This is a genomic window from Nocardia aurantia, assembly GCF_009604425.1.
In the GTDB taxonomy this organism is placed as follows: Bacteria; Actinomycetota; Actinomycetes; order Mycobacteriales; family Mycobacteriaceae; genus Nocardia; species Nocardia aurantia.
On record NZ_WEGI01000004.1, the window covers coordinates 460901 to 480167 of the forward strand.

A 19267-nucleotide genomic window follows, 5' to 3' on the forward strand; every position below is an offset into this window, starting at 1 on the left:
ATCCCTCGCGGGCACCGTACGATTCGGGCATGGTTTCGCCGGACGACTGGGTGCCTCGATACGCGATCGGAGGCATCGAGGTCGAGCCCGGCCGGTTGTGGCAGACCGCCGACGGATGGGCGGAAGCCTCGCCGCTGGAATGCCGCAACGGCCACCGGCTCGGCCCCGGCCGGGTGCGTGTCGGGCACCAGCCCTGCAATGGCGGGGCGCACCGGACGCACCACTGCGAAGAATGTGGATCCGTCATTTACGCACCGCCTTTGCGGCCCGGCCGCGACCACTGCGCCTCCGCGCGAATCACCGTGCGCCGTGGGATCTGGCAATCTCATCAATCCGGTCGATGAGCAGAAAGTCGAGTTCGGTGATGACATCGCCTGCTGTGTGAGTCGTCATCGGGATGCGTAGGCCGGTCCACCTGATGTCGATATCCGGCCGGTGCTCCAACTCGATCGCCACCTTGCCGATCTCCCCGACCATTTCGATACCGGTGTCGTAGTCGACACCCAACACCGCACGGATGTTCATCGGCATCACGATTCTCGGAGAAACGGCCCCGCCGCCGTTGTGGGCCACCCCCGCCGACACCTACCGGCCCTGCCCCGATCTCGCGTGCGGTGCGTCCACCGCCGACCGTGACGAACAATTCCACACCGTCACCGTCTACACCCTCACCGAACCCGCCCTCCCCTGGTGGACCACTATCGAAATCCACTAACCGCGACTGTTGCGGTGCTGCACGACAATCACATGTCGTACCTGCACCGTCGCGCCGCCGCCGTGCTACTCCAGCTCGCTGAACACCCCGACGGCGGATGGGCACTGCGTGAGGAACCCGCCGCCGTGGTACACATGGCCGCTCTGGCGTTACACGCCACCGCCGCCGAACTCGCACACCAGCACCACACCAGCCTCCTCGCAGTCCTCGAACGCACCGGCATCCGCTCCTGCGCCACCGACACCTGCCACCGCACCGCCGTTCACCCCTGAAACGTTCTGTACTCCACCAGGAAGGCCAATCCGGGGGTGATCCGGCGACAGCGTTCGACCGTGGTGCCTGGTGTGGGTATTCGTTTGAAGTATGCGCGAAAGCGTTGACCGTTAAACCAGTGAAAACATATTCCCGGCAACGTTCGTTAAAGGCCACCTAACGGAAGCCTTTGTCGGATCGTCAATGAAACCCGATCGAATTTGATCGCTGTCATTTATTCGGCACCTATCACTGGCCCCGAGGGCCAATACGCCATTAGTTCGTCAGGTGTGTGCGGTGCCTGGTAGGCGGCATGGAGGACCTTCGATACCGGCGCTCCGGTGGTGTCGGCCAGCCGGACGAACCAGTCTATTCCCGCAGAATATGACCAGAGGTAAGATCGCAACAGGACATTGGCACCGCGGTCTGTCAGCAAGTCGGCGATCTGCGAATCGGTCCAATAGGGCACACTGCGTCGGGCTTGCTCGGCCAGGTCGAGTATCGGCTCTCCAGCTGCCAGCGCCAAGTGCAGTTGGCCGCGGACAAGTTGATGGTAGTGATCCAATCGCACCCGTGCGACGAGATTTTCGTCGTCTGGTGTCACAATCAAGGGCATTGCTTGAGCGAGACCTTCGAACAGTACTTGGCTCGGTGAGTGGACGGAGCACAGCCGGATCCATGGCACATCTTCACTGGCGCATCGGGCTGCTATGGTCGCGAATTGTAGTGCGTGACCGAGTATTTCGTGTAGCGCGAACTGGCGTGCCGCGACCCTGGTGAATCGGGAGTTTCGGAGGTTGATTCGCAGCCTGACTTTCTGTCCAGCACCATCGAGCCAATAGCTCCAATAGGCATCGATATCAACAGATTCGATGCTGAGATCGTAGGACGCCACCGACTTCGTCGCGACTCGCACGGCCGGCTCCAGGTCGGCTGCGGCTTCCCGGATCGCATCGGCACTGTCGGCCGCGTCGAGGGTTCCCTCAGCCTCCATCAAGTCGGTCATGGTCTTCGGGCCCCACCCGACACCGAGCACATCGAGACACTGTTGTGCTCGTTCCAGATGCTGTTGGAGGTATTCCTGTGACCAGCCTTTGGGCTCGCATCCCTGCGTTCGGAGAACATACTGCTGTAGTGGTTCCCGCTGGCCGAGAAGGGCCGCGCAGTATGCGATGTCCGCGTCGATCCTGGTCGCAAGAGAGGCATCACCAGCCGCATCAGCTTCAGACTTCAGCGCTGACAAGCGTTGCAGTGCCTCGAGCCTGCTTTCGACGGCCGGGACCTCCGATGTGCTGGGGAAGCAGTCGTAGTCTATTACCGGCTGCGCGTCGCGCTCGATCTCGTAGCGATTCCACGCTCGCAGGGTGTGCTCGGCGGCGTCACGCAGCTCCCTCGTCACAGGTCGACCTCCCAACGCAGTGTGACCGATTCGTTCGGCCGCAGGTAGTCTCTGGTCAGCGTGACCACGATGTCATCGCCGTCGTAGTCCCACAGTAGGTCCTCGGTCGCACTGCCGATCAATCCATTCGGCTGCACCTCCTCGCCGGAACAGGTGACGAGTCGATGCCGGCCTGCCTGGCGCATGACGATCGTGAACCTGCGGGTGTACCGCAGAATGTCCTGCCGCCAGTAGAAGGCGTCGACGAATCGGCCACCGGTACAGGTGTAGCTGATCATGCCCGTTTCCCCAGGCTGGATGGGCGGCGAGACCTGACAGGAGAACTTCGCCATTGTCGCGCCGGCATTGTGCGTCCGATCGATCGAGATCTGGCGGTGGTCACGGCGAAGGGGTTCGATGTGCAGGCCGTCCGGCTCGGCGTGCTCGAACCACAGCTGCCGGGCAACCCGAGTCAAGGGCTCATCGGACATGTTGAAGATGTCGTGCGTGTATAGGATATGCGCCCTGCCGTCCACGTCGATGTGGATTTCGATTCGCAATTCCAGCTCCATGACGTTGCCTACCAGGCTGGCCAGCTGCACTGTCTCCGTCGCGTCGAGCCGAAGCACCTGGGACAAGGCAGCGAGCTTCTTTCCGATCCGCCGCGCACCCTCCGGCAGGTCGGCGGCGTCGAAATCATGGACGGCTTGAGGCAATTTCGGTGTGCTGGCGCCGGTCGCAGCGGGTAGACGTACCGGACCCCAGCCTGTGACAGTGGTGTCTCGTGTCTGCAGGGCCGCAGCGACCGCCTCGACGAGTGGTCCATACCCAAACCCGTTGCGGGAACGACGCTTTAGGCGATCTGCCACAACGTCGGCCGGCGAGAACAACTCTTCGGCAGTCCATCCGGGGAACATGCTCTCGAGGATGCGGCAGTGGTGCCCTCGCGGAACGGTGTTGAGTGTGCCGGCGAGCCACTTGTAGTACTGGCCTTTGGTCGGTGGTGCGGCCGCGTTCCCGCTCAAATCCAAAGCAGCCGCGTGTTTCTTGTACTCCGCTGAGAAGGCGGTGTGCTCATGCAAGCGTTGGTCCTGAAGAAGGACCTTCAGAGCGATGCTCATGGTCGAACCCCCCCGACCTACTCCGGAAGTGCGCTCTCCCAAGGGATCTTACCGAGAAGGTGACCAAAGGAGACTCAAGGAGCCGAAACCGCTCACATGGTGTGACGAAAGGCGACTGTGACCTGGACGAAAGTAGCGTGCATGGCCGCCGACTTGCATCTTTCTCGCTCCCAGGCACGGGAACAGGGACCACTGCCGCTGCAACTCGGTGATGGCCTGTCCGCTGCGGTCGATGTCGCTCGGCGCGAGAGCAGCGCCGTCCTCGTCGGACGGCTGCGTTGTAACTCCAGTCGCCTCAACCCGTTCGAGGCTCCTGATAGGAAGGTGATGTGACATGCTGCCCACCGCGGATGTGGACAACCGAGCGTTACTCAGACAGATTGCTTGTCTCCGGACGATCGACGTCTCGCTGCTGGAGCGACTGCGCCATGAGGCATTGACCGTTCCGGATGAGCAATTGTGGGTCGAGGAATATTCGCAGTACCAGTCGGGTGGGTGGTCGACCCTCTCCCTGCTCAACGGCTCGGGATCATCTACGGATGTGCGGATAGGCGACTGCATTCCGGTAGCGACAACGCTCCTGGAGCGTATGCCCGTGACGCGAAAGCTACTGACATCTCTGGGATTGCGGTACATGTGGGTGCGGCTTGCTCGCCTCGGCCCGAATTCGTTCCTCTGGGAGCACCGCGATTACGACGAGCTCAGCGATTCCGCTCGCCAGCGGCTCCACATACCGTTGATGACCAACAGTTCGGCCATGCTCGTGACCGGCGGCGTTCGGGTCTGGTTACGCCCAGGCCGGATCTGGCGATTGACGCCGACGCATGTGCATGGCGCATGCAACCTGCTCGGCCCGGATCGATATCACCTGCTGCTCGACTGCTATACCGATGACCGCCTCGCCGCGCTCACCGCCAACGAATGGCTCGATGACGCCGATCTCGTGCGATTGCCTCCGGCGACCGAGACCGAACTGCAGGTCCACTTTCGGAAGGCGCTCTCCTTGGCACGCCTGGGTTACCGACAGTCGGCGGAAAAGTATCTGCTGCGGTTGTTCTATCAGCGATCGTTGCCCGAGGGGCTGATCTACGACCTGATCGTTTCGCTGTACGACGCACTTGGCGACGCCGGCGCGGCGCGCGAGTGGAGTGCCAGCAAGACCACGCTGTTGGGCCTGGCTGGATCGAGGGGGACAGCATGAATTCGCTCATCTTGAGCAAGCTCGCCGAGGCGAACCGCCCCGAGCAGTTTGCGCTGCTCGAGCACGCGACGGAGAGACTCACCACAAGCGATGCGGTGACGCACCTGCTCGTGCGAGGCTCCCTGGCCCGCGGCATGGCCGATCGGCTGTCCGACGTCGACTTCGTTGTCGGCGTGGACGATTCACTGTTCGAAGAGTTCGTCTCGGTAGTGGACCCACTGGTCACCACTGATCTCGGCGGCGTCCTGCCGGGGTGGCGCGACACCATCGTCGGCGACATGGGCGGTCTCGGCTACGTCTACCTCATCGGATGGGCCGGCCGTCTGCAGCAACTCGATGTATACCTTGCTCCGGCCAGCTGCATCGGCCGAGTACAAGAACAAACGATCTGCCAGCCGATTTTCACGCGCGACCCGGCGGCGGTGTACCAGCCGGTCCCTGAAACCGCACGATTCACGGCAGACACGATAGGTAAGCCTCGGTCCTGTGAGGATCTGCTGGTCGAGGCGCTGGTCATCGGCTACCTGATCCGCAAACGGATCTCACGCGGCCAGGAGTTCATCGCCTACTCCGAAGTCTTCTTGTTCAACACTGCGGTGAAGAACCTGATCAAGACCGCGCTGGCACCCCTGTCGACGTTCTACGGCTGGTACCAGCTGAACGAGGAAATCGGTACGACACCGATCGGGCGGCAGTGCCTGAACCACCTTGTAGCGCTGATCTCCGCGCCTGCGATCCCGACGGTTGCATGGCTGATCGAAGGGCTGGACCACGTGCTCACTGTTGCGGACATGGTGGCGCCGGAAACGGTCGACAACCTCAAAGAAGCAATTGACGCCTACCGCTACTACCTGGAGTTGCCATGAGTTCGCCGACCCGAACATCCTTCAGCGCAACCTTTTTCGGCGGCGTTGTGCCAGCGTCGGAAGCGGAACAGTCGCTGGCCTGCGACATCGGCCGAACCTTGGCCGAAGCCGGGTTCTCGCTTCAGCACGGCGGGTACAACGGGCTGATGCAGGAAGCCGCTCGCGGCGCGGCCAGCGCAGCTGGCGAGGTTGTTGCGGTCACCTTGGCCGAGGTGAATTGGGGGGACTTCAATCCCTATGTCTCCCAAGCATTCCGACTGCCCAGGATGGGTGATCGCCTCCATCGGTTCCTGGACGGGGCCGACTTGGTGGTGGCGATGGGCGGCGGCGTCGGAACCCTGCATGAGCTGACCGCGGCGATGTGGTACGCGGGTAACATCCGCCCGGTGCCGGTATGGCTGGCCGGTGCGACCGCGCTGCGACTGTTGGCCTTCCTGCGATCGGAACACTGGTTGTTCGAGTCGCCAACCCGGCCGCTCGGCTTCCTTAAAGAGATTCCCGACGTCGCCGCATTCGGCCGGGCGCTCACCGAGCTGACCGACAGCGGCGCCTTCGCTGCTGCAGCGACGGCGTCAACGCCGGCGAATGGACGTGGCTGATGTTGCCGACGAACCTCGTTGCCCGAATTCGGGCAACTGCGTTACAGCACGGCGAGTTCACGCTGGCATCGGGCGAGGTACTCGATGAGTACTTCGATCAGTACGCGCTTGCTGCTGATCCTGTGCTGCTTCGCGACGTGGCGGATGCGCTCGCCCGGGAGCTTCCACGACAGATCGACAGCCTGGTCGGCATAGCGCTGGGCGGCGTGCCGCTCGCGGTCGCGACGTCCGCTGCTGCCGGGATTCATACCAGCTTCTACCGGCCCGCACCCAAGACGTACGGCACCTGCCGCCAGATCGAGGCGGCCTTCGGCAACGGCAGCAGGGTGGTGGTCGTCGACGACGTCGTTCGAAGCGGCACGCAGGTCCTTCGGGCAGCTGAGATTTTGAGGGAGGCCGGCGCGGTAGTCGTAGCCGTCCTCTGTGTGCTCGATCGGGAGTGCGGCGGCCGTGAGCGGTTGGAACAGAACGGGATAGAACTGCGGTCGTTGTTCACCCCAGCAACTCTCTATGGGGTCGAGCCGGAACGGAACGCCAGCTGATGTGGCGCACTCGAACACCTCTGTACGCAGCGCTGTTCGATCTGGACGGGGTCATCATCGACACGCGCACAGCCACAAAAGAAGCACTTCGAACACTTGCCCTGGCAGCTGCCACACCCGTCGATTCGGCAGCGCTCGACGCCTGCGTCCTGCTCCCGCCCGTTGACGCGCTCGAATCGCTCGGCGTACCGGAGGCACGCGAGGCATACCGCGATCAGTTCGACGACGCATTGTCGCTCGCCATCGGCAGGCTACGTGTTTTCGACGCGGTCGTGGCCGGTATGGCGGCACTGGCGGAAGCCGGAGCCGGACTCGGAATAGTCACTGCTCAGGCGCGCGACCGCCTACTGTACCTGCTCCCGCCAGCGGTGAAAGAGTTGGTCGATGTCGTCATCGCCCACGAAGACGCACCGGCCAAACCAGCACCGGACGGCATCCTGGCCGCGTGCACACACCTCGGCGTTCCAGCCGAGCGTGCTCTTTTCGTAGGGGACACGCCGACTGATGTGCAGGCGGCCCACGCCGCCGGAGTGCTGGCCGTGGGCGCGGGGTGGGGATTCGCCGGCCCCACCGTTCTCAGTACCGAAGGCGTGGATGTTCTGCTCACAGAACCAGATCAGGTCGGCCCCCGAGTGCTCAGACACCTCGGGGGCCGACCGATCCGGCCGGCGATTACGCCGTAACGGTCTGCCCGATCACGCGGCGCACTTCTTGCAATGCCTCGGCGGTGGCGAGCGGGTCGGTGCCACCACCCTGGGCAATGTCCGACTTGCCGCCACCGCCGCCCTTGAGCACCTTGGCTGCGGTCCGCACCAGATCACCGGCCTTGAGTCCGCGTTCGCGACCCTGTTCGTTCACGGCAGCCACGACGATCGGCTTTTCATTGGCCAGCGCGGTCACGATGACAGAGGCCGCTCGACCTTCGAAGTGCTCGCGAACGTCGAGCGCGACGCTCCGCAATTCCTCGGTGGTCACCGGCTCCGGCACATGAGCGGTGACCACGGCGACATCACCGATCATCTGCGCGCCTTGGACGAACGCCTCCGCTGACTGACGCAGCTGAATCGCACGGAAACGGCCGATCTCCTTTTCGGCGTCTCGCAGCTGCTTCAGCACCGCAGAAACACGATCGCCGATCTCACTGGTCGGCACCTGCAAGATGTCGGATACCTTCACCGCCATCGCGCGTTCCTTGGCCAGGAAGCGGAGGGCTTCGATCCCGACGTACGCCTCGATACGCCGCAAGCCCGACCCGACCGACGATTCGCTGATCAGCGTCAGTGGCCCAACCTGCGAGGAATGGGACACATGCGTCCCACCGCACAGCTCCCGTGACCAGGCGCCGCCGATTTCTACGACGCGAACCTCCTCATCGTAGGCTTCACCGAACAGCGCAAGAGCGCCCAGTTCGCGAGCTTTCGGCAACGTCATGTACTCGACCGCCACCGGCAGATCACGCCGTACGGCCAGGTTCGACACTTCCTCGATCTCGCTGCGGGTCTCCGGCGACAGGCCACCTGTCCACGAGAAGTCCAGGCGAAGATAGCCCGGCTTGTTGTAGGAACCGCTCTGCAAGGCGGTCGGCCCGAGCACCTGGCGCAGCGCGGCATGCACCACGTGGGTGCCCGAATGAGCTTGCCGGGCACCGATCCGCCATTCAGGATCGACCTTGGCCAGCACGTTCTGTCCCTCGGTCACCTCGCCGCGGCGGACGCGCACCTGGTGCACCCACAGCTTGCGAGCGACCTTCTGAACGTCGAGCACCTCCAATTCGATGCCATCAGCCACGATCAGGCCGGCGTCGCTTTCCTGGCCGCCGGATTCTGCGTACAGAGGCGTGCGGTCCAGAACGACTTCGACGATGTCATCTTCACCAGCCGCCGCGAGCCGCGCGCCATCACGGATCACACCGCGAATGACTGCCTCGGATTCCAGCTCGCTGTAACCAGTGAACTCGGTCGGACCGAGAGCAAGCAGATCGCGATAGACGCCGGTCTCGCCGTGGCCGCCGGTCTTGCGGCGGACAGCGTCGGCTTTGGCACGTGCACGCTGCTCTTGCATCAACTTGCGGAATCCCGCTTCGTCCACGGACAGGCCCGCCTCCGAGGCCATCTCCAAGGTCAGATCAATCGGGAACCCGTACGTGTCGTGCAGCTGAAATGCCTTGTCACCGGGCAGGACAAGATTGCTACTCTTACGTACTTCGTCGGCAGCGAGGTCGAAGATAGCGGTGCCGGCCTTCAAAGTCTGGATGAAGGCAGCTTCTTCGGCCACGGCAATCCGATCGATGCGTTCCCGCTCGCCAGTCAACTCGGGATACATCGGGCTCATCACCTGAATCGTCTTGGCGACGAGTTCGTGCACCACCGGGTCTTCGGATCCGAGGAGACGCATCATACGTACGGCCCGCCGCAGGATGCGCCGCAAGATGTAGCCGCGTCCGTCGTTGGCAGGCGTGACACCATCGCCGATGAGCATGACACTGGTCAAGATGTGATCGGCGATCACACGCAGCGAGACGTCGTTGCGAACCCCTGTGCCGTACCGAGCGCCACTGAGCTCGGCTGCCAGATCGAGGATCTGCCGGGTGGTATCGATATCGAAGATGGTCGGCACGTCCTGAAGTAAGGCCGCCATACGCTCCAGCCCGAACCCGGTATCGATGTTCTTCGACGGCAGGTCACCGAGGATCGGATAGCCTTCCTTCGCGGGGCCTTCACCTCGGATGTTCTGCATAAACACCAGGTTCCAGATCTCCAGATAGCGCTCGTCGTTGGCGACCGGGCCACCATCCTGTCCGAACTCGGGGCCGCGATCGAAACAGATCTCCGAACAGGGACCGCAAGGGCCGGGCACGCCCATCGACCAGAAGTTCTCCGACATGCCCAGACGCTGGATCCGCTCGGCAGGTACACCGATGTCCCGGCGCCAGATCTGCTCGGCCTCGTCGTCGTCGAGGTACACCGTGACCCACAACCTGTCCTCGGGCAATTCGAGGCCACCGTCAGCGACCGGACTGGTCAAGAACTCCCAGGCATAGGGGATCGCCTTCTCCTTGAAGTAATCGCCGAAGGAGAAGTTGCCGAACATCTGGAAGAACGAACCATGGCGGCTGGTTTTGCCGACCTCTTCGATGTCGACTGTCCGCACACACTTCTGCAGACTCGTCGCACGCTTGTGCGGCGCCGGCGCCTCACCCAGAAAGTACGGCTTGAACGGGGCCATACCTGCATTGATCAGTAGCAGCGTGGGGTCGTCAGCAATCAGCGATGCCGAAGGCACCACCGTGTGACCCCGGTCCTCGAAGAAACGAAGGGCACGGCTACTGATGTCCGCCGAGTGCATAGACGCCTTCCAAGTGGTGTCGATGGGCGCTGTTGGATGGAGCAGCCCCCAAGGCTTGACGCTAGAGGTATCGATCAATCCTAGGTCCGCCTATCCAGCCGGTTTCTAGAGCCCCGAAGCCGTCTCGGATCGAACGTTCGACGTCAGGCTTGAGACGCATGGGAACAGGAGGTCCGCTCCGTTGTCGCTCTGGATGGTCTCGACGGCGAACGGCAACTACGACAGAACATAGTCCAGGAACTGGATCGCGGTCTTCTGGTTGGTGCGCGGGTAGATCTTCAGGATCCGCGGCCGGGTGCGGTCGTCGATCGCGGTGTACTGGTAGAACTGCCCGCGCCGGCCAACCGGCTTCACCACTGGGGCGCCGGTCTTGCCGGGTAGCGGCCCGACGAACTCGACGTCGATCTGCACAGGATGGCCTGGGCTTGCTTCTTGTACCGTTTCCAGCGGCGGTCGTGCCGCTTGTCGCGCTGCGATGCCGGGAGACGTGCCATGTCCAGGCGTTCGAGGATGCGCCACACGCCGGACTTGCTGATCTGGACGTCGTGGTAGCGCGCCAGGTACCTGCTGATCTTGTCCAGCTCGAAGTGATGGTGCTACCGCAGGTGAACGATCTTCTCCATGGCCTCCCCAGTTCGGATCCGGATGGTTCGGCTCATCCCCGCATGTGCGGGGAGTGACGGGTTGTGCCCCTGTCTGCACGCTACGTCTGAGGCTCATCCCCGCGCGCGCGGGGATGAGCCCGCTTTCCATGTCTCCCATGCCTGTCACGACCGGTGCTCCCCGCACGCGCGGGGATGAGCCTCGCCCGGGGCCGGGAGCAGCCGGACGCCACCCGTGCTCCCGGGCGGTTCCCCACCAACCCGTCGCGCCGATTGTGCGGGACGACCCCGGGCCGACCACGACCGGTGGACCGGCGAACCTCTATCGGGGTGGCGTCGGTGCCCGCATTCAACGGACATGATCGTCACCGGTCGCCGGGAGCTGGATATCCAAATTCGTTCAGTACGACGTTGGCGGTGTGGGGCGAGTCTGGGTGGGGTAGAAAGGGTTTTGGATCTCGGGGTCGTCGTGGTCGAAGGCTGCCTCGTTGCAGGGCTGCCGGGTGCCGGTGTGATGGGCGATGCGCGGACCGCGTTCGGGAAGATCGGCCAGCCGTAGCCGCTCGGGGACAGCGTCGCCGCGCTCAGCCGTCCACAGCGCCCATACCGGGCCTGCCGGGCCGTCGGGGTGGGTCAGGTCGCGACTGGTGGTCGCGATCACCAGGCCAGGGCCATGGGTGCCGAACGCGCGGGCCAGCGCGGTGCGTAACCCGGCCTCGCGGCGGGCCGAATGCACAGAGAACAAAAGGATCCCGAACCTGTCGGTCGGGAACCGTTGATAGTCGGCGAGTTTAGCGGTCACGGTCTTCAACGACTCTGTGCCGGTGTCGTATTCGAGGAAGAACCGCACCCCGCGCCCGTCCTGTTCGAAGCAGCCGTACCCGTCGGGATGCAGTTGGTCCTCGCCGGAGGCGTGGGTCCAGAACATTTCGGCGCATTGACGCTCCGACCACCACTGGGTCAACCCGTCCACCGAATCCGGCACCACCGGATCCCGACGGTGAGCGGAGTTGCGGCGGGCGGCCAGGCCAGCGAAGAACCCGTTCACACCGAGGCGGTGGCCGAGCATCGGCGAGCACGCCAGCCGCTCCAGTCCCAGCGCGTACTTGGCCGGTGTGGGCGGGGTCTGCGCGCGCGCAGCCGCGATCAGGCGCGCGCCGGCGTATCCGAGCGCGTGCCGTGTCTGGCTGGTGCCGCCGCCGTAGAGGGACTCGCGGAAGGCGAACAGCATGCCCATCTCCCGCTGTTTGCGCAGCCGATCCTGCGCGCGGCGCACCGAGGCGAACTCCAGCGCCGCGATCTGGTCGGTGGTGAAGACCTTGTGCTCGGACAGCAAGGCCAGCAGGCGCCGGTCACGATCGAGCAGCCGAAACCATGCACCCGCGTCCGGACGCCCGCCCCGATGCACACTGCGCACGCCACGCCGCCCGACGGGGGAGTACGTCCGAGTTTCAGTACTCATTCTGGAATCCGTTCCGTTGCCTCGAATACGTGCCCGACCGGCCCGAATGCGCGTGCCGTCTTCGGCGTGTGGGGCGGCGGCTATAGGACGCCGAGCACCCGCCACCCCCTCCGCGCCACCAACCGCCACCCCATCCGCAGCCCTGCTGTCGTCGCGGCCGCTCACCGGGCATCACCACCGGCCGACCGACCCGCGCCGACCGCCGGCGGCCGAACCTCCGGCCCGTCGAGGCCCACCATGAGACCGGTCTGCCGGGCCGTCGGGTTCGCCGGCGAACGGCCTGCTGTCCGCCACCGCCGCAGCACCTTGCGGCCGTAGTTGTTCGTGCCCGCGATCCGGTCCAGCTCCGCGCCGGTCGGTGTCCGCCCCCGCGACCGCTCGCTGCGGTAGTACGCCCACATCCGCTGCTCCGCGGTCCACTGCGCGGGTGAGCCAGACCCTGCCGAGACCGGCACGAGACCTGCGACCGGCGGCCCCGGTTCCGCGGTCCCGGTCGTCTCGCTGGTCTCGGTGGGGGTCTCGTCCCCGGTCTCGTCGGTCTCGTCGTGGTGGCGCTTCAAGGCCCGGTTCAACAGTTCGACCGCCAGCAGCAACGCCACCGGCGGGCACGCGGCCACCACGACGCTGAACACGCTCAGCACCGGAGCCGCCGCGATATTCGCGCACAACGACAAGCAGACCCCGAACGCGAACGCCGACCACGCCGCCCACCGGCCGCCCCCGCTCCGATCGCGCCCGGTCTTCCACAGTTCGACCGTCGCCAAGGTCAGCAGTCCGTCCACGATCACCGGCCAGATACCCGCCGTCGTAGCGTCCGCGCCGAACCGCAGCGCGAACTCCCGACCATGCCGATACGAGGCGTACGCCGCGCCGACTGCGACCACGGCGGTACAGGCACACTGGATCCACAACGTCCGATCACGACGACCCGAGATGGAGGTGCTCATCCCAGCGCACCTCCCGCCCGGCACACATCTCCCACACCGCAAGAGGCACAAGCAAACACCCGCGACCCGACGATCGAACGGCCGACCGGCACATACGGAACACGAACGCGCAGACAGTCAGCCCCGCACACCACGCAGACCAGCCCATCGGGCTGCAACGGATTCAACCCGGTGATGATCCGGTCGGCGTTCACCGCGCACCACCGCCGGAACGACGACGCCGCCGGACGATGTCAACGATGGCGGAAACCCGCAGTTCGCGGCGGGTACGGTTACGTGCAGATGCTGTACGCGCCGCGCCGGGGGCACTCCACCTGCGTCACATAACCGCAGGTCAGAGCAAGACCACAACAGCAAGCCAGACGAGGGTTTCGGAAAGGCGCAGGTCGCACGTCGCAGGTTCGCGCCTTCGGGGGTTGCTGACAGCTAAAGCCCCTGTTCACGGGCTGGTGTCACCGCGCTCGACACGACCACCATACTCGGCCAGCACCGCGCCCGATGCGGACCGACCGTCGCATCGGGCCGCTGGCTCCGTGCAACACCGCCGAAGCAGCCAGACCACCCGCCGCTGGACGTCCATCCCGGCCGCGTGAAGCACGCGCCGCAGCGGCCTTCAGCTGCTGATAGTTCAGCGATAACTGATGTTATCGGGCAGCAAACGGTGCCGGATTCGGTCAGTTACCGGTGCGCGGTGCCGGGGTCTGGTCGTGTGCGGGAGTGTCGGATTACCGGTGGATCTGACCCCGGTAGGGGTTGGTGTCCGGTCGGGGTGATCCGACACTCCCTCGCCGGTCCGGGCGAGCCCCCACGCGGTGTTGTCGGTCGACACGGTAGGGGTGGGGTGGTTCCTCGACATGTCGTGCCGGCTACAGGGGCAACCCCTGCTCGAGGAGGTCCAGCGCTCGCAGCATCTCGTCCAGGGTGCCCGGCTCGGCGGGGTCGTCGACGTACCTCGCTACGTGAACGAGGACACCGGTCAGGGCGGCGGAGAAGACCCGGATGGGCAGATCCTCGGGTCGGCGTCCGGTGTAGTCGGCGAAGAACTGGGCGGTGCCGGCGAACCCGTTGTCCTCCTGGGCCTGTGCGGCGGCGCGCAATTCTGGTTCCCGGTCGATGAGGTGTCGGCGCTGGGGGTTGCTGGCCCACGGATCCCTCGCCCCGAGTTGGTAGACCCCGGTGACGAGTTGGCGTGCACAGTCGAACACCGTCAGTCCGCGCGGCAATGCGCGCACTATCTCCTCGATTGCCGGGCCGAGGTCGTCGTCGAGGATGATGGCTTCTTTGGTCGGGAAGTGTCGGAACACCGTCATGTGGGACACGTCCGCGTCGCGGGCGATCTGTTCGACCGTGGTTCGTTTGAACCCCTGTTCGGTGAACAGTCGCAGCGCCGCCGCGCGGATGGTGTCGCGGGTGTGCTGCTTGTCGTGACGCGCCCGGGGGCCGGTCGGCGTTGCCGACCGGCCCCCGGCGTTCTGTTCTGGTGTGCTCATCGAGTCCTGACCGTCGCGTGCTGGGTGGCGGGAACATCTGCGTTCCCGGCATGAGGGGACTCGCTGTCGAGTCCGGTATCGCGCACCGCTGTGCCTTCGATGTCGAAGTCGGGGACCAGCTTGTCCAACCATGCCGGCAGGCCCCACGCCCGCTCACCGAGCAGGGCGATGATCGCCGGCACCACCATCATCCGGATCACGATCGCATCGAGCAGCACCGCCACCGCCAGACCGAACCCCAGCATCTTGGAGATCGTGTCCGGGGAGAGCATGAACGCCGCGAACACACTGATCATGATGATTGCCGCCGAGGCGACCACTCGCCCGCCGTGGCGGTAGCCGGCGATGATGGCGTCCTTGGCCGACATGCCGTTGAGGAACTCCTCGCGCATCCGGGTGGTCAGGAACACCTGGTAGTCCATAGCGAGACCGAATACCACACCGATGAGGATGATCGGCAGGAACGACAGGATCGGACCCGGGTACGTGATCAGCCCCAGCGCGCCCTCCTGGAAGATCGCGACCGTCAGACCGATGGTGGCGAGCACGGAGAAGATGAACCCGACCGTCGCGATGAGCGGCACCCACAGCGAGCGGAACACCGCGATCATGATGAGGAACGCCAGCCCGACCACCACGATGAGGTACGGGATGAGGGCGCTGCTCAGTTTCGACGACAGGTCCGAGGTGATCGCGGTCTGGCCACCGACGTGCAACTGGGCACCGGCCTGCTCAGCGGCCGGGGTGAATTCACGGATCTGTTCCATGAGCTCGTGGGTGGCTTCTGCTGCCGGGGCGCTGCGTGGAATGACCGAGATCAACGCGGAATCGGCACCGGTGTTCGGCTCTGGAGAGCCATTACCGATCCAGGTCAACGCGTCGGGGTTGGTGACGTCGTCGAGGGTCTTGATGTGGTCGACGGTGCGCTGCGCGATCGCCTGGATGGGTTGGCCATTGTCGTTGTGCAACACCACCAACAGCGGGCCGTTGATGCCTTCACCGAATCCGCGGGCCAGCAGCGACTGCGCGGGCTGCTCGGCGGCGGAGGTCATCGACAGACCCAGCTCCATCTTCGTGGCCGGGATGGCCGCGACGGCCAGCAGAGCGAGGCCCACGACGATGAACGCGATCGGCTTGCCGGTCACCAACCGGCCGAGACGCACCGTCAACGAGTCACTGCTCTCGTCGACCTCGGCATGCTTGATCCAGGGGATTCTCGGGGTGAACGCACGGCTCCCGGTCGCACCCAGTGCGGCGGGGATGAGTGTCAGCGCGCTCGCCACGGCGATGACGACCGCAACCGCGGCGCCGGCACCCATCTGGGTGATCAACGGGATACCGACGACCATGAGTGCGACGACGGCGATGACCACGGTCAGCCCGGCGAACACCACAGCCGATCCCGCGGTGCCCACCGCTCGGCCCACGGCGTCGGCCGGTGACCCGCCGCGCCGCAGTTCGCTACGGTAACGGCTCACGATGAACAGTGCATAGTCGATCGACACCGCGATACCGAGCATGGTGACGATCGCCGTCGCGGTCTGGTTGACGTCGAGGAACTGCGCGGCGAGCGTGACGAGCATGATGGTGCCGACGACCCCGACAATCGCGGTCACCAGCGGGATGAATGCGGCGATCAACGCACCGAACGCGATGATCATGACGATGAAGGCGACACCGAAGCCGAGCAACTCCGCTGTCGCTCCCCCACCGCTGACCTGCATCAACGACCCGGTGGCCTCGACTTGCAGTCCGTCGGTGCGGAATTGGTCCATGATGTCGACGAGCTTGTCGTGCTGCGCCGAATCGAGATCGGAGGTCTCGACGTCCTGGCGCACCTGAATGAGTCCGACCTTGCCGTTGTCACCCACCACCGAGGACGCCACCTGCGGGTTCGCCGCGGCGACGGTCACGGGGTTGGCCACCGCCGCGGGGTCGGCGACCTTGTCCAGGCCGCGCAGCTCACTCACCAGTTGATCAATCCGCCCCGTATGCGCGGCGAGACCGTCGTCGGCGGCCACCAGCACGCTCGTCGAGGCCTTGTCCAGCTGGTCGTTGACTGCGGGGAAGTATTTCGCGACCTGGCTGGTCGCGGTCCCGGAATCCGTTCCGGGCAAGTCGAAATCCTTTTGGAACGCCGGGCTGAGAACCTGCACCGCCACAGCGACACCGATCACCGCCGCCAACCACCCGGCGATCACCGCCCACTTGTGTTGGAAACAAAACCGTCCCAGCCGAAACAACACTGATGCCACCGCGGTGGTCCCTTCTCGAGAATCTGACCGAGGCGACCTCCACCCGGCGACCCCACAACACTAACGCACTGTTAGTTAGTAACTAACGTGTTCCTGGTCACTCCCGCAAGGCCGACGGCGAGCGGTCTGGGGACGCGGTGCCGACACTGCCCCGGCCATCCCCGTGTGGGGACGGCGGGGGATCTATGACCACGGCGAACTGTCCGACACCGAGCTACCGAGGAGGCCACTTTCCGACAAGGACGCTTCGGAACCAAGCCGGTCTCGTTCGCCGACCCGAGTCGGTGGGGCCCGCCAGCGCCGGAGTTCGACTGGGGCGAGGACCCCACCCAGAAGCCGGGCAGCGTCAAACCGCAAGACTGGCCGCCGGCAGCGGTGCAGCGGCACCTGCTGAGTGAATGTCGTGAAACGATCCTTTGACCGACACCCTGGCGGCGCGGCCGCTCGGCGGGGTCGGGCCTGGTCGCCGCATCGGCCGAGTGTCGGAAAAACGTGTCGCCCGAGTGCGGTTGTCGAATAAGTCTCGCCGACCGTTTTCCGCACACCAGGGTGGGCTTGGGCCATCTCCGCGCCATCACCCGCCGCCGGCTTGGGAATGACGCTCGGCGGCGACCCGTCCCGGTCACCCGGGGAAGCTGAGGGTGGACTTCCGCTTCCAGACGGAAGTCCGCCGGATTCACCCTGCTGCTCGACCGCATGCCGGGCTGGGCCCGGCGTCGCTGGTGCTCTACGACGTGTCCACGCTCTACTTCCAAGTACGAGGCTGGATACCACCGGATGGCCCGTGGGTGGGCCGTCCGATTCGATGGACATCGAGAGCGAAAGGCGTCATTAGGTGGCATCTAGTACTGCGGTTCGGTCCGGTTCGCACTGCGATCCCGAACGGTTGCCGTTGCGCTGGTTCGTGATCCTCGCGACCGCGGGGGCGAGCGGCACCGCAATTGGGGCGATCACCGACCTGAGCGTCGGAGTAGGGATCAGCCTTGCGGTCGTCGGTTTGCTGCACACGATCCTCGACCCGTAACGAACATCCACCCGCTCCGACGTGGTCGTCCACGTCGGAGCAGGGGAAGGGAGACACCTCCGACGACACGCCGACTGGCACCCCGACACGACTCAGACCGAACCTGGGAGCTGCTCACCACCGACGAAACCGAAGGAGGCGTGGAATACGCTCTGGCCGGCACAGCCGTTAAGCGGCATCAATCCGGCTTTGGATAGCCAAAACGCGCCTCGATGGTCAGCGTTCCCCAAGAAAACCGCTGGTCGCCGCCGGTCCCATCCTTATAGAGCCCTGCCGGGGGCACTAACCTGTGTTGCTTTTGCGCAGGTCTATGGAGTCCTCGAGGAAACCCTGCTTGGCTGGAGCTGAGGCGTGATCACTGGCCAGCGGAACGCTGTACGAGGAATTGCCTGAGATTCCGACACACCGGCTGAAAAGTTCTGCCAGCCGGTGCGGCGCCTGCTTCTGGCTGCTCGCTTCGACACGGCCGAGCCGCAAACGAAATTCGGCCATCCCCGCCGGACCCGAACGGGAAGCTTGACCCTGACGCTGCGTCAGTGTTGCAACCTCGGTTCATGACGAAGAACATCGCTTCCACAGTCCGTCCCACCCCGCCGATCGGAGGATTCGAGACGATCGGCGGCCGCAACATTTTCTTGCATCGGGTGGGCAGAGGCGGACCGGCCGTCGTGTTCCTGCCAGGCTCCGGTGCGGTCGGACTGGACTATTTCGCTGTCCAGCAAAGGGTGTCGCTATTCGGCGTCGCCGTGGTGTACGACCGTGGTGGTAGTGGTTACAGCGATCCGGTTGCGTTGCCGCGCACCGCTGCCGCGGTCGCGACCGAATTACACGAGTTGTTGCGGACCCAAAACATCGCCGCGCCATACATCCTGGTGGCGCACTCCCTCGGCGGCGCCTACGCGCACCGGTACACCCAGCTGTACCCGGACGAGGTGGCCGGGCTGGTCTGGGTGGACGCCTTCCATCGCGACTGGGCGGACTTGATGCCCGCCGAGGCGAGCACCGGCCGGCAGGCGACGCCCGATCCCGAACAGCTCCGCGCCGCCGTACGCGAGATGTACGCCGCACTGCTGGCGGACTACCCGCAGCACATCCGGCAGCCGCTGATCGACGCCCATAGCGGCGACGACTGGCTTCGGATCGCCGCTGCCGAGCGGGGCAGCCTGGTCGCACTCACCGAGGAACTACGGCCTGGGGCCGGCCTACCCGACGTGCCGGTGATCGCCCTCACCGCCGAGGGCGTCGACCCCGGCTCACCGGCGTCGATGCCGGAAGCGAGGATCCGTGCGACGAACGAGGGCCTGCGTAGGATGGCCGCGGCCGTGGTGAGCGCCGTGTCGTGCGGGGAACATCGCATCATGGCGGACGTCGGCCACCACCAGTTGTGCTTCACGCGCCCGGATATCGTGGTCCAGGCGATTCGCGACGTCGTCGATCGGACGGCACGAATCTAGACTCGACCACGTTC

At 64.9% G+C, this 19267-nt stretch carries 18 protein-coding genes; 9 read left to right on the plus strand and 9 right to left on the minus strand.

Translation table 11 applies throughout. The features are described 5' to 3' along the window. Positions 1 to 297: 297 nt before the first annotated feature. Entirely contained in the window at positions 298 to 525 is a 228-nt protein-coding gene (locus tag NRB56_RS11435) for a 4a-hydroxytetrahydrobiopterin dehydratase (RefSeq protein WP_227837492.1), read from the minus strand. Between NRB56_RS11435 and NRB56_RS11440 the strand changes: the two genes are divergently transcribed. Then, the gene (locus NRB56_RS11440; RefSeq protein WP_153341107.1) at positions 518 to 715 is read left to right on the plus strand and encodes a hypothetical protein; all 198 of its coding nucleotides are present in this window, start codon (positions 518 to 520) and stop codon (positions 713 to 715) included. The genes NRB56_RS11435 and NRB56_RS11440 overlap by 8 nt on opposite strands. 14 nt (positions 716 to 729) lie before the next feature. Further along, positions 730 to 987, plus strand: coding sequence for a hypothetical protein (locus NRB56_RS11445; protein WP_319942850.1), 258 nt, complete (start codon positions 730 to 732; stop codon positions 985 to 987). 215 nt (positions 988 to 1202) lie between these two features. On the opposite strand, the gene NRB56_RS11450 is transcribed toward NRB56_RS11445, so the two are convergent. Together NRB56_RS11450 and NRB56_RS11455 are read right to left on the minus strand one after the other, a co-directional pair. Further along, a complete protein-coding gene (locus NRB56_RS11450; protein ID WP_227837494.1) occupies positions 1203 to 2366 on the minus strand; it encodes a hypothetical protein in 1164 nt (387 codons plus the stop codon). Beyond that, entirely contained in the window at positions 2363 to 3466 is a 1104-nt protein-coding gene (locus NRB56_RS11455) for a hypothetical protein (protein ID WP_153341109.1), read from the minus strand. The genes NRB56_RS11450 and NRB56_RS11455 overlap by 4 nt, the downstream gene beginning before the upstream one ends. A 334-nt stretch (positions 3467 to 3800) precedes the next feature. On the opposite strand from NRB56_RS11455, the gene NRB56_RS11460 reads away from it, so the two are divergent. Genes NRB56_RS11460 through NRB56_RS11480 form a run of 5 tightly spaced genes read left to right on the plus strand, consistent with a single transcriptional unit; the run spans position 3801 to position 7357 of the window. Beyond that, positions 3801 to 4667 carry an aspartyl/asparaginyl beta-hydroxylase domain-containing protein gene (locus NRB56_RS11460; RefSeq protein ID WP_153341111.1) on the plus strand — a complete coding sequence of 289 codons (867 nt, stop codon included), beginning with the start codon at positions 3801 to 3803 and terminating at the stop codon, positions 4665 to 4667. Continuing rightward, complete coding sequence (locus tag NRB56_RS11465) at positions 4664 to 5533, plus strand: hypothetical protein (protein ID WP_153341113.1); 870 nt, start codon at positions 4664 to 4666, stop codon at positions 5531 to 5533. Before NRB56_RS11460 ends, NRB56_RS11465 begins: the two co-directional genes overlap by 4 nt. After that, complete coding sequence (locus tag NRB56_RS11470) at positions 5530 to 6132, plus strand: SLOG cluster 4 domain-containing protein (RefSeq protein WP_153341115.1); 603 nt, start codon at positions 5530 to 5532, stop codon at positions 6130 to 6132. Before NRB56_RS11465 ends, NRB56_RS11470 begins: the two co-directional genes overlap by 4 nt. Then, on the plus strand, positions 6132 to 6674 hold the full coding sequence (gene pyrE, locus NRB56_RS11475; protein ID WP_153341117.1) for an orotate phosphoribosyltransferase: 543 nt from the start codon (positions 6132 to 6134) through the stop codon (positions 6672 to 6674). The genes NRB56_RS11470 and pyrE overlap by 1 nt, the downstream gene beginning before the upstream one ends. Further along, the gene (locus NRB56_RS11480; protein ID WP_153341119.1) at positions 6674 to 7357 is read left to right on the plus strand and encodes an HAD family hydrolase; all 684 of its coding nucleotides are present in this window, start codon (positions 6674 to 6676) and stop codon (positions 7355 to 7357) included. Before pyrE ends, NRB56_RS11480 begins: the two co-directional genes overlap by 1 nt. Here NRB56_RS11480 and alaS read toward each other — a convergent pair. The 6 genes from alaS to NRB56_RS11510 form a co-directional block, all read right to left on the minus strand. Then, positions 7347 to 10019 carry an alanine--tRNA ligase gene (alaS, locus tag NRB56_RS11485; protein ID WP_153341120.1) on the minus strand — a complete coding sequence of 891 codons (2673 nt, stop codon included), beginning with the start codon at positions 10017 to 10019 and terminating at the stop codon, positions 7347 to 7349. The genes NRB56_RS11480 and alaS overlap by 11 nt on opposite strands. A gap of 216 nt (positions 10020 to 10235) precedes the next feature. Next, positions 10236 to 10430, minus strand: a complete 195-nt coding sequence (locus NRB56_RS38295) for a hypothetical protein (protein WP_194290808.1) — start codon at positions 10428 to 10430, stop codon at positions 10236 to 10238. Between the two features lie 591 nt (positions 10431 to 11021). Further along, the gene (locus NRB56_RS11495) at positions 11022 to 12083 is read right to left on the minus strand and encodes a replication-relaxation family protein (protein ID WP_153341122.1); all 1062 of its coding nucleotides are present in this window, start codon (positions 12081 to 12083) and stop codon (positions 11022 to 11024) included. A 161-nt stretch (positions 12084 to 12244) separates the two neighbouring features. Further along, on the minus strand, positions 12245 to 13030 hold the full coding sequence (locus tag NRB56_RS11500) for a DUF2637 domain-containing protein (RefSeq protein WP_153341124.1): 786 nt from the start codon (positions 13028 to 13030) through the stop codon (positions 12245 to 12247). Positions 13031 to 13896: 866 nt separating this feature from the next. Beyond that, on the minus strand, positions 13897 to 14520 hold the full coding sequence (locus NRB56_RS11505) for a TetR/AcrR family transcriptional regulator (protein ID WP_194290809.1): 624 nt from the start codon (positions 14518 to 14520) through the stop codon (positions 13897 to 13899). Beyond that, complete coding sequence (locus NRB56_RS11510) at positions 14517 to 16775, minus strand: MMPL family transporter (protein WP_319942851.1); 2259 nt, start codon at positions 16773 to 16775, stop codon at positions 14517 to 14519. The genes NRB56_RS11505 and NRB56_RS11510 overlap by 4 nt, the downstream gene beginning before the upstream one ends. 835 nt (positions 16776 to 17610) lie before the next feature. Here NRB56_RS11510 and NRB56_RS11515 point away from each other — a divergent pair. Further along, positions 17611 to 17799, plus strand: a complete 189-nt coding sequence (locus NRB56_RS11515; protein WP_153341128.1) for a hypothetical protein — start codon at positions 17611 to 17613, stop codon at positions 17797 to 17799. A gap of 554 nt (positions 17800 to 18353) precedes the next feature. Then, a complete protein-coding gene (locus tag NRB56_RS11520) occupies positions 18354 to 19253 on the plus strand; it encodes an alpha/beta fold hydrolase (protein WP_153341129.1) in 900 nt (299 codons plus the stop codon). Positions 19254 to 19267: the final 14 nt, after the last annotated feature.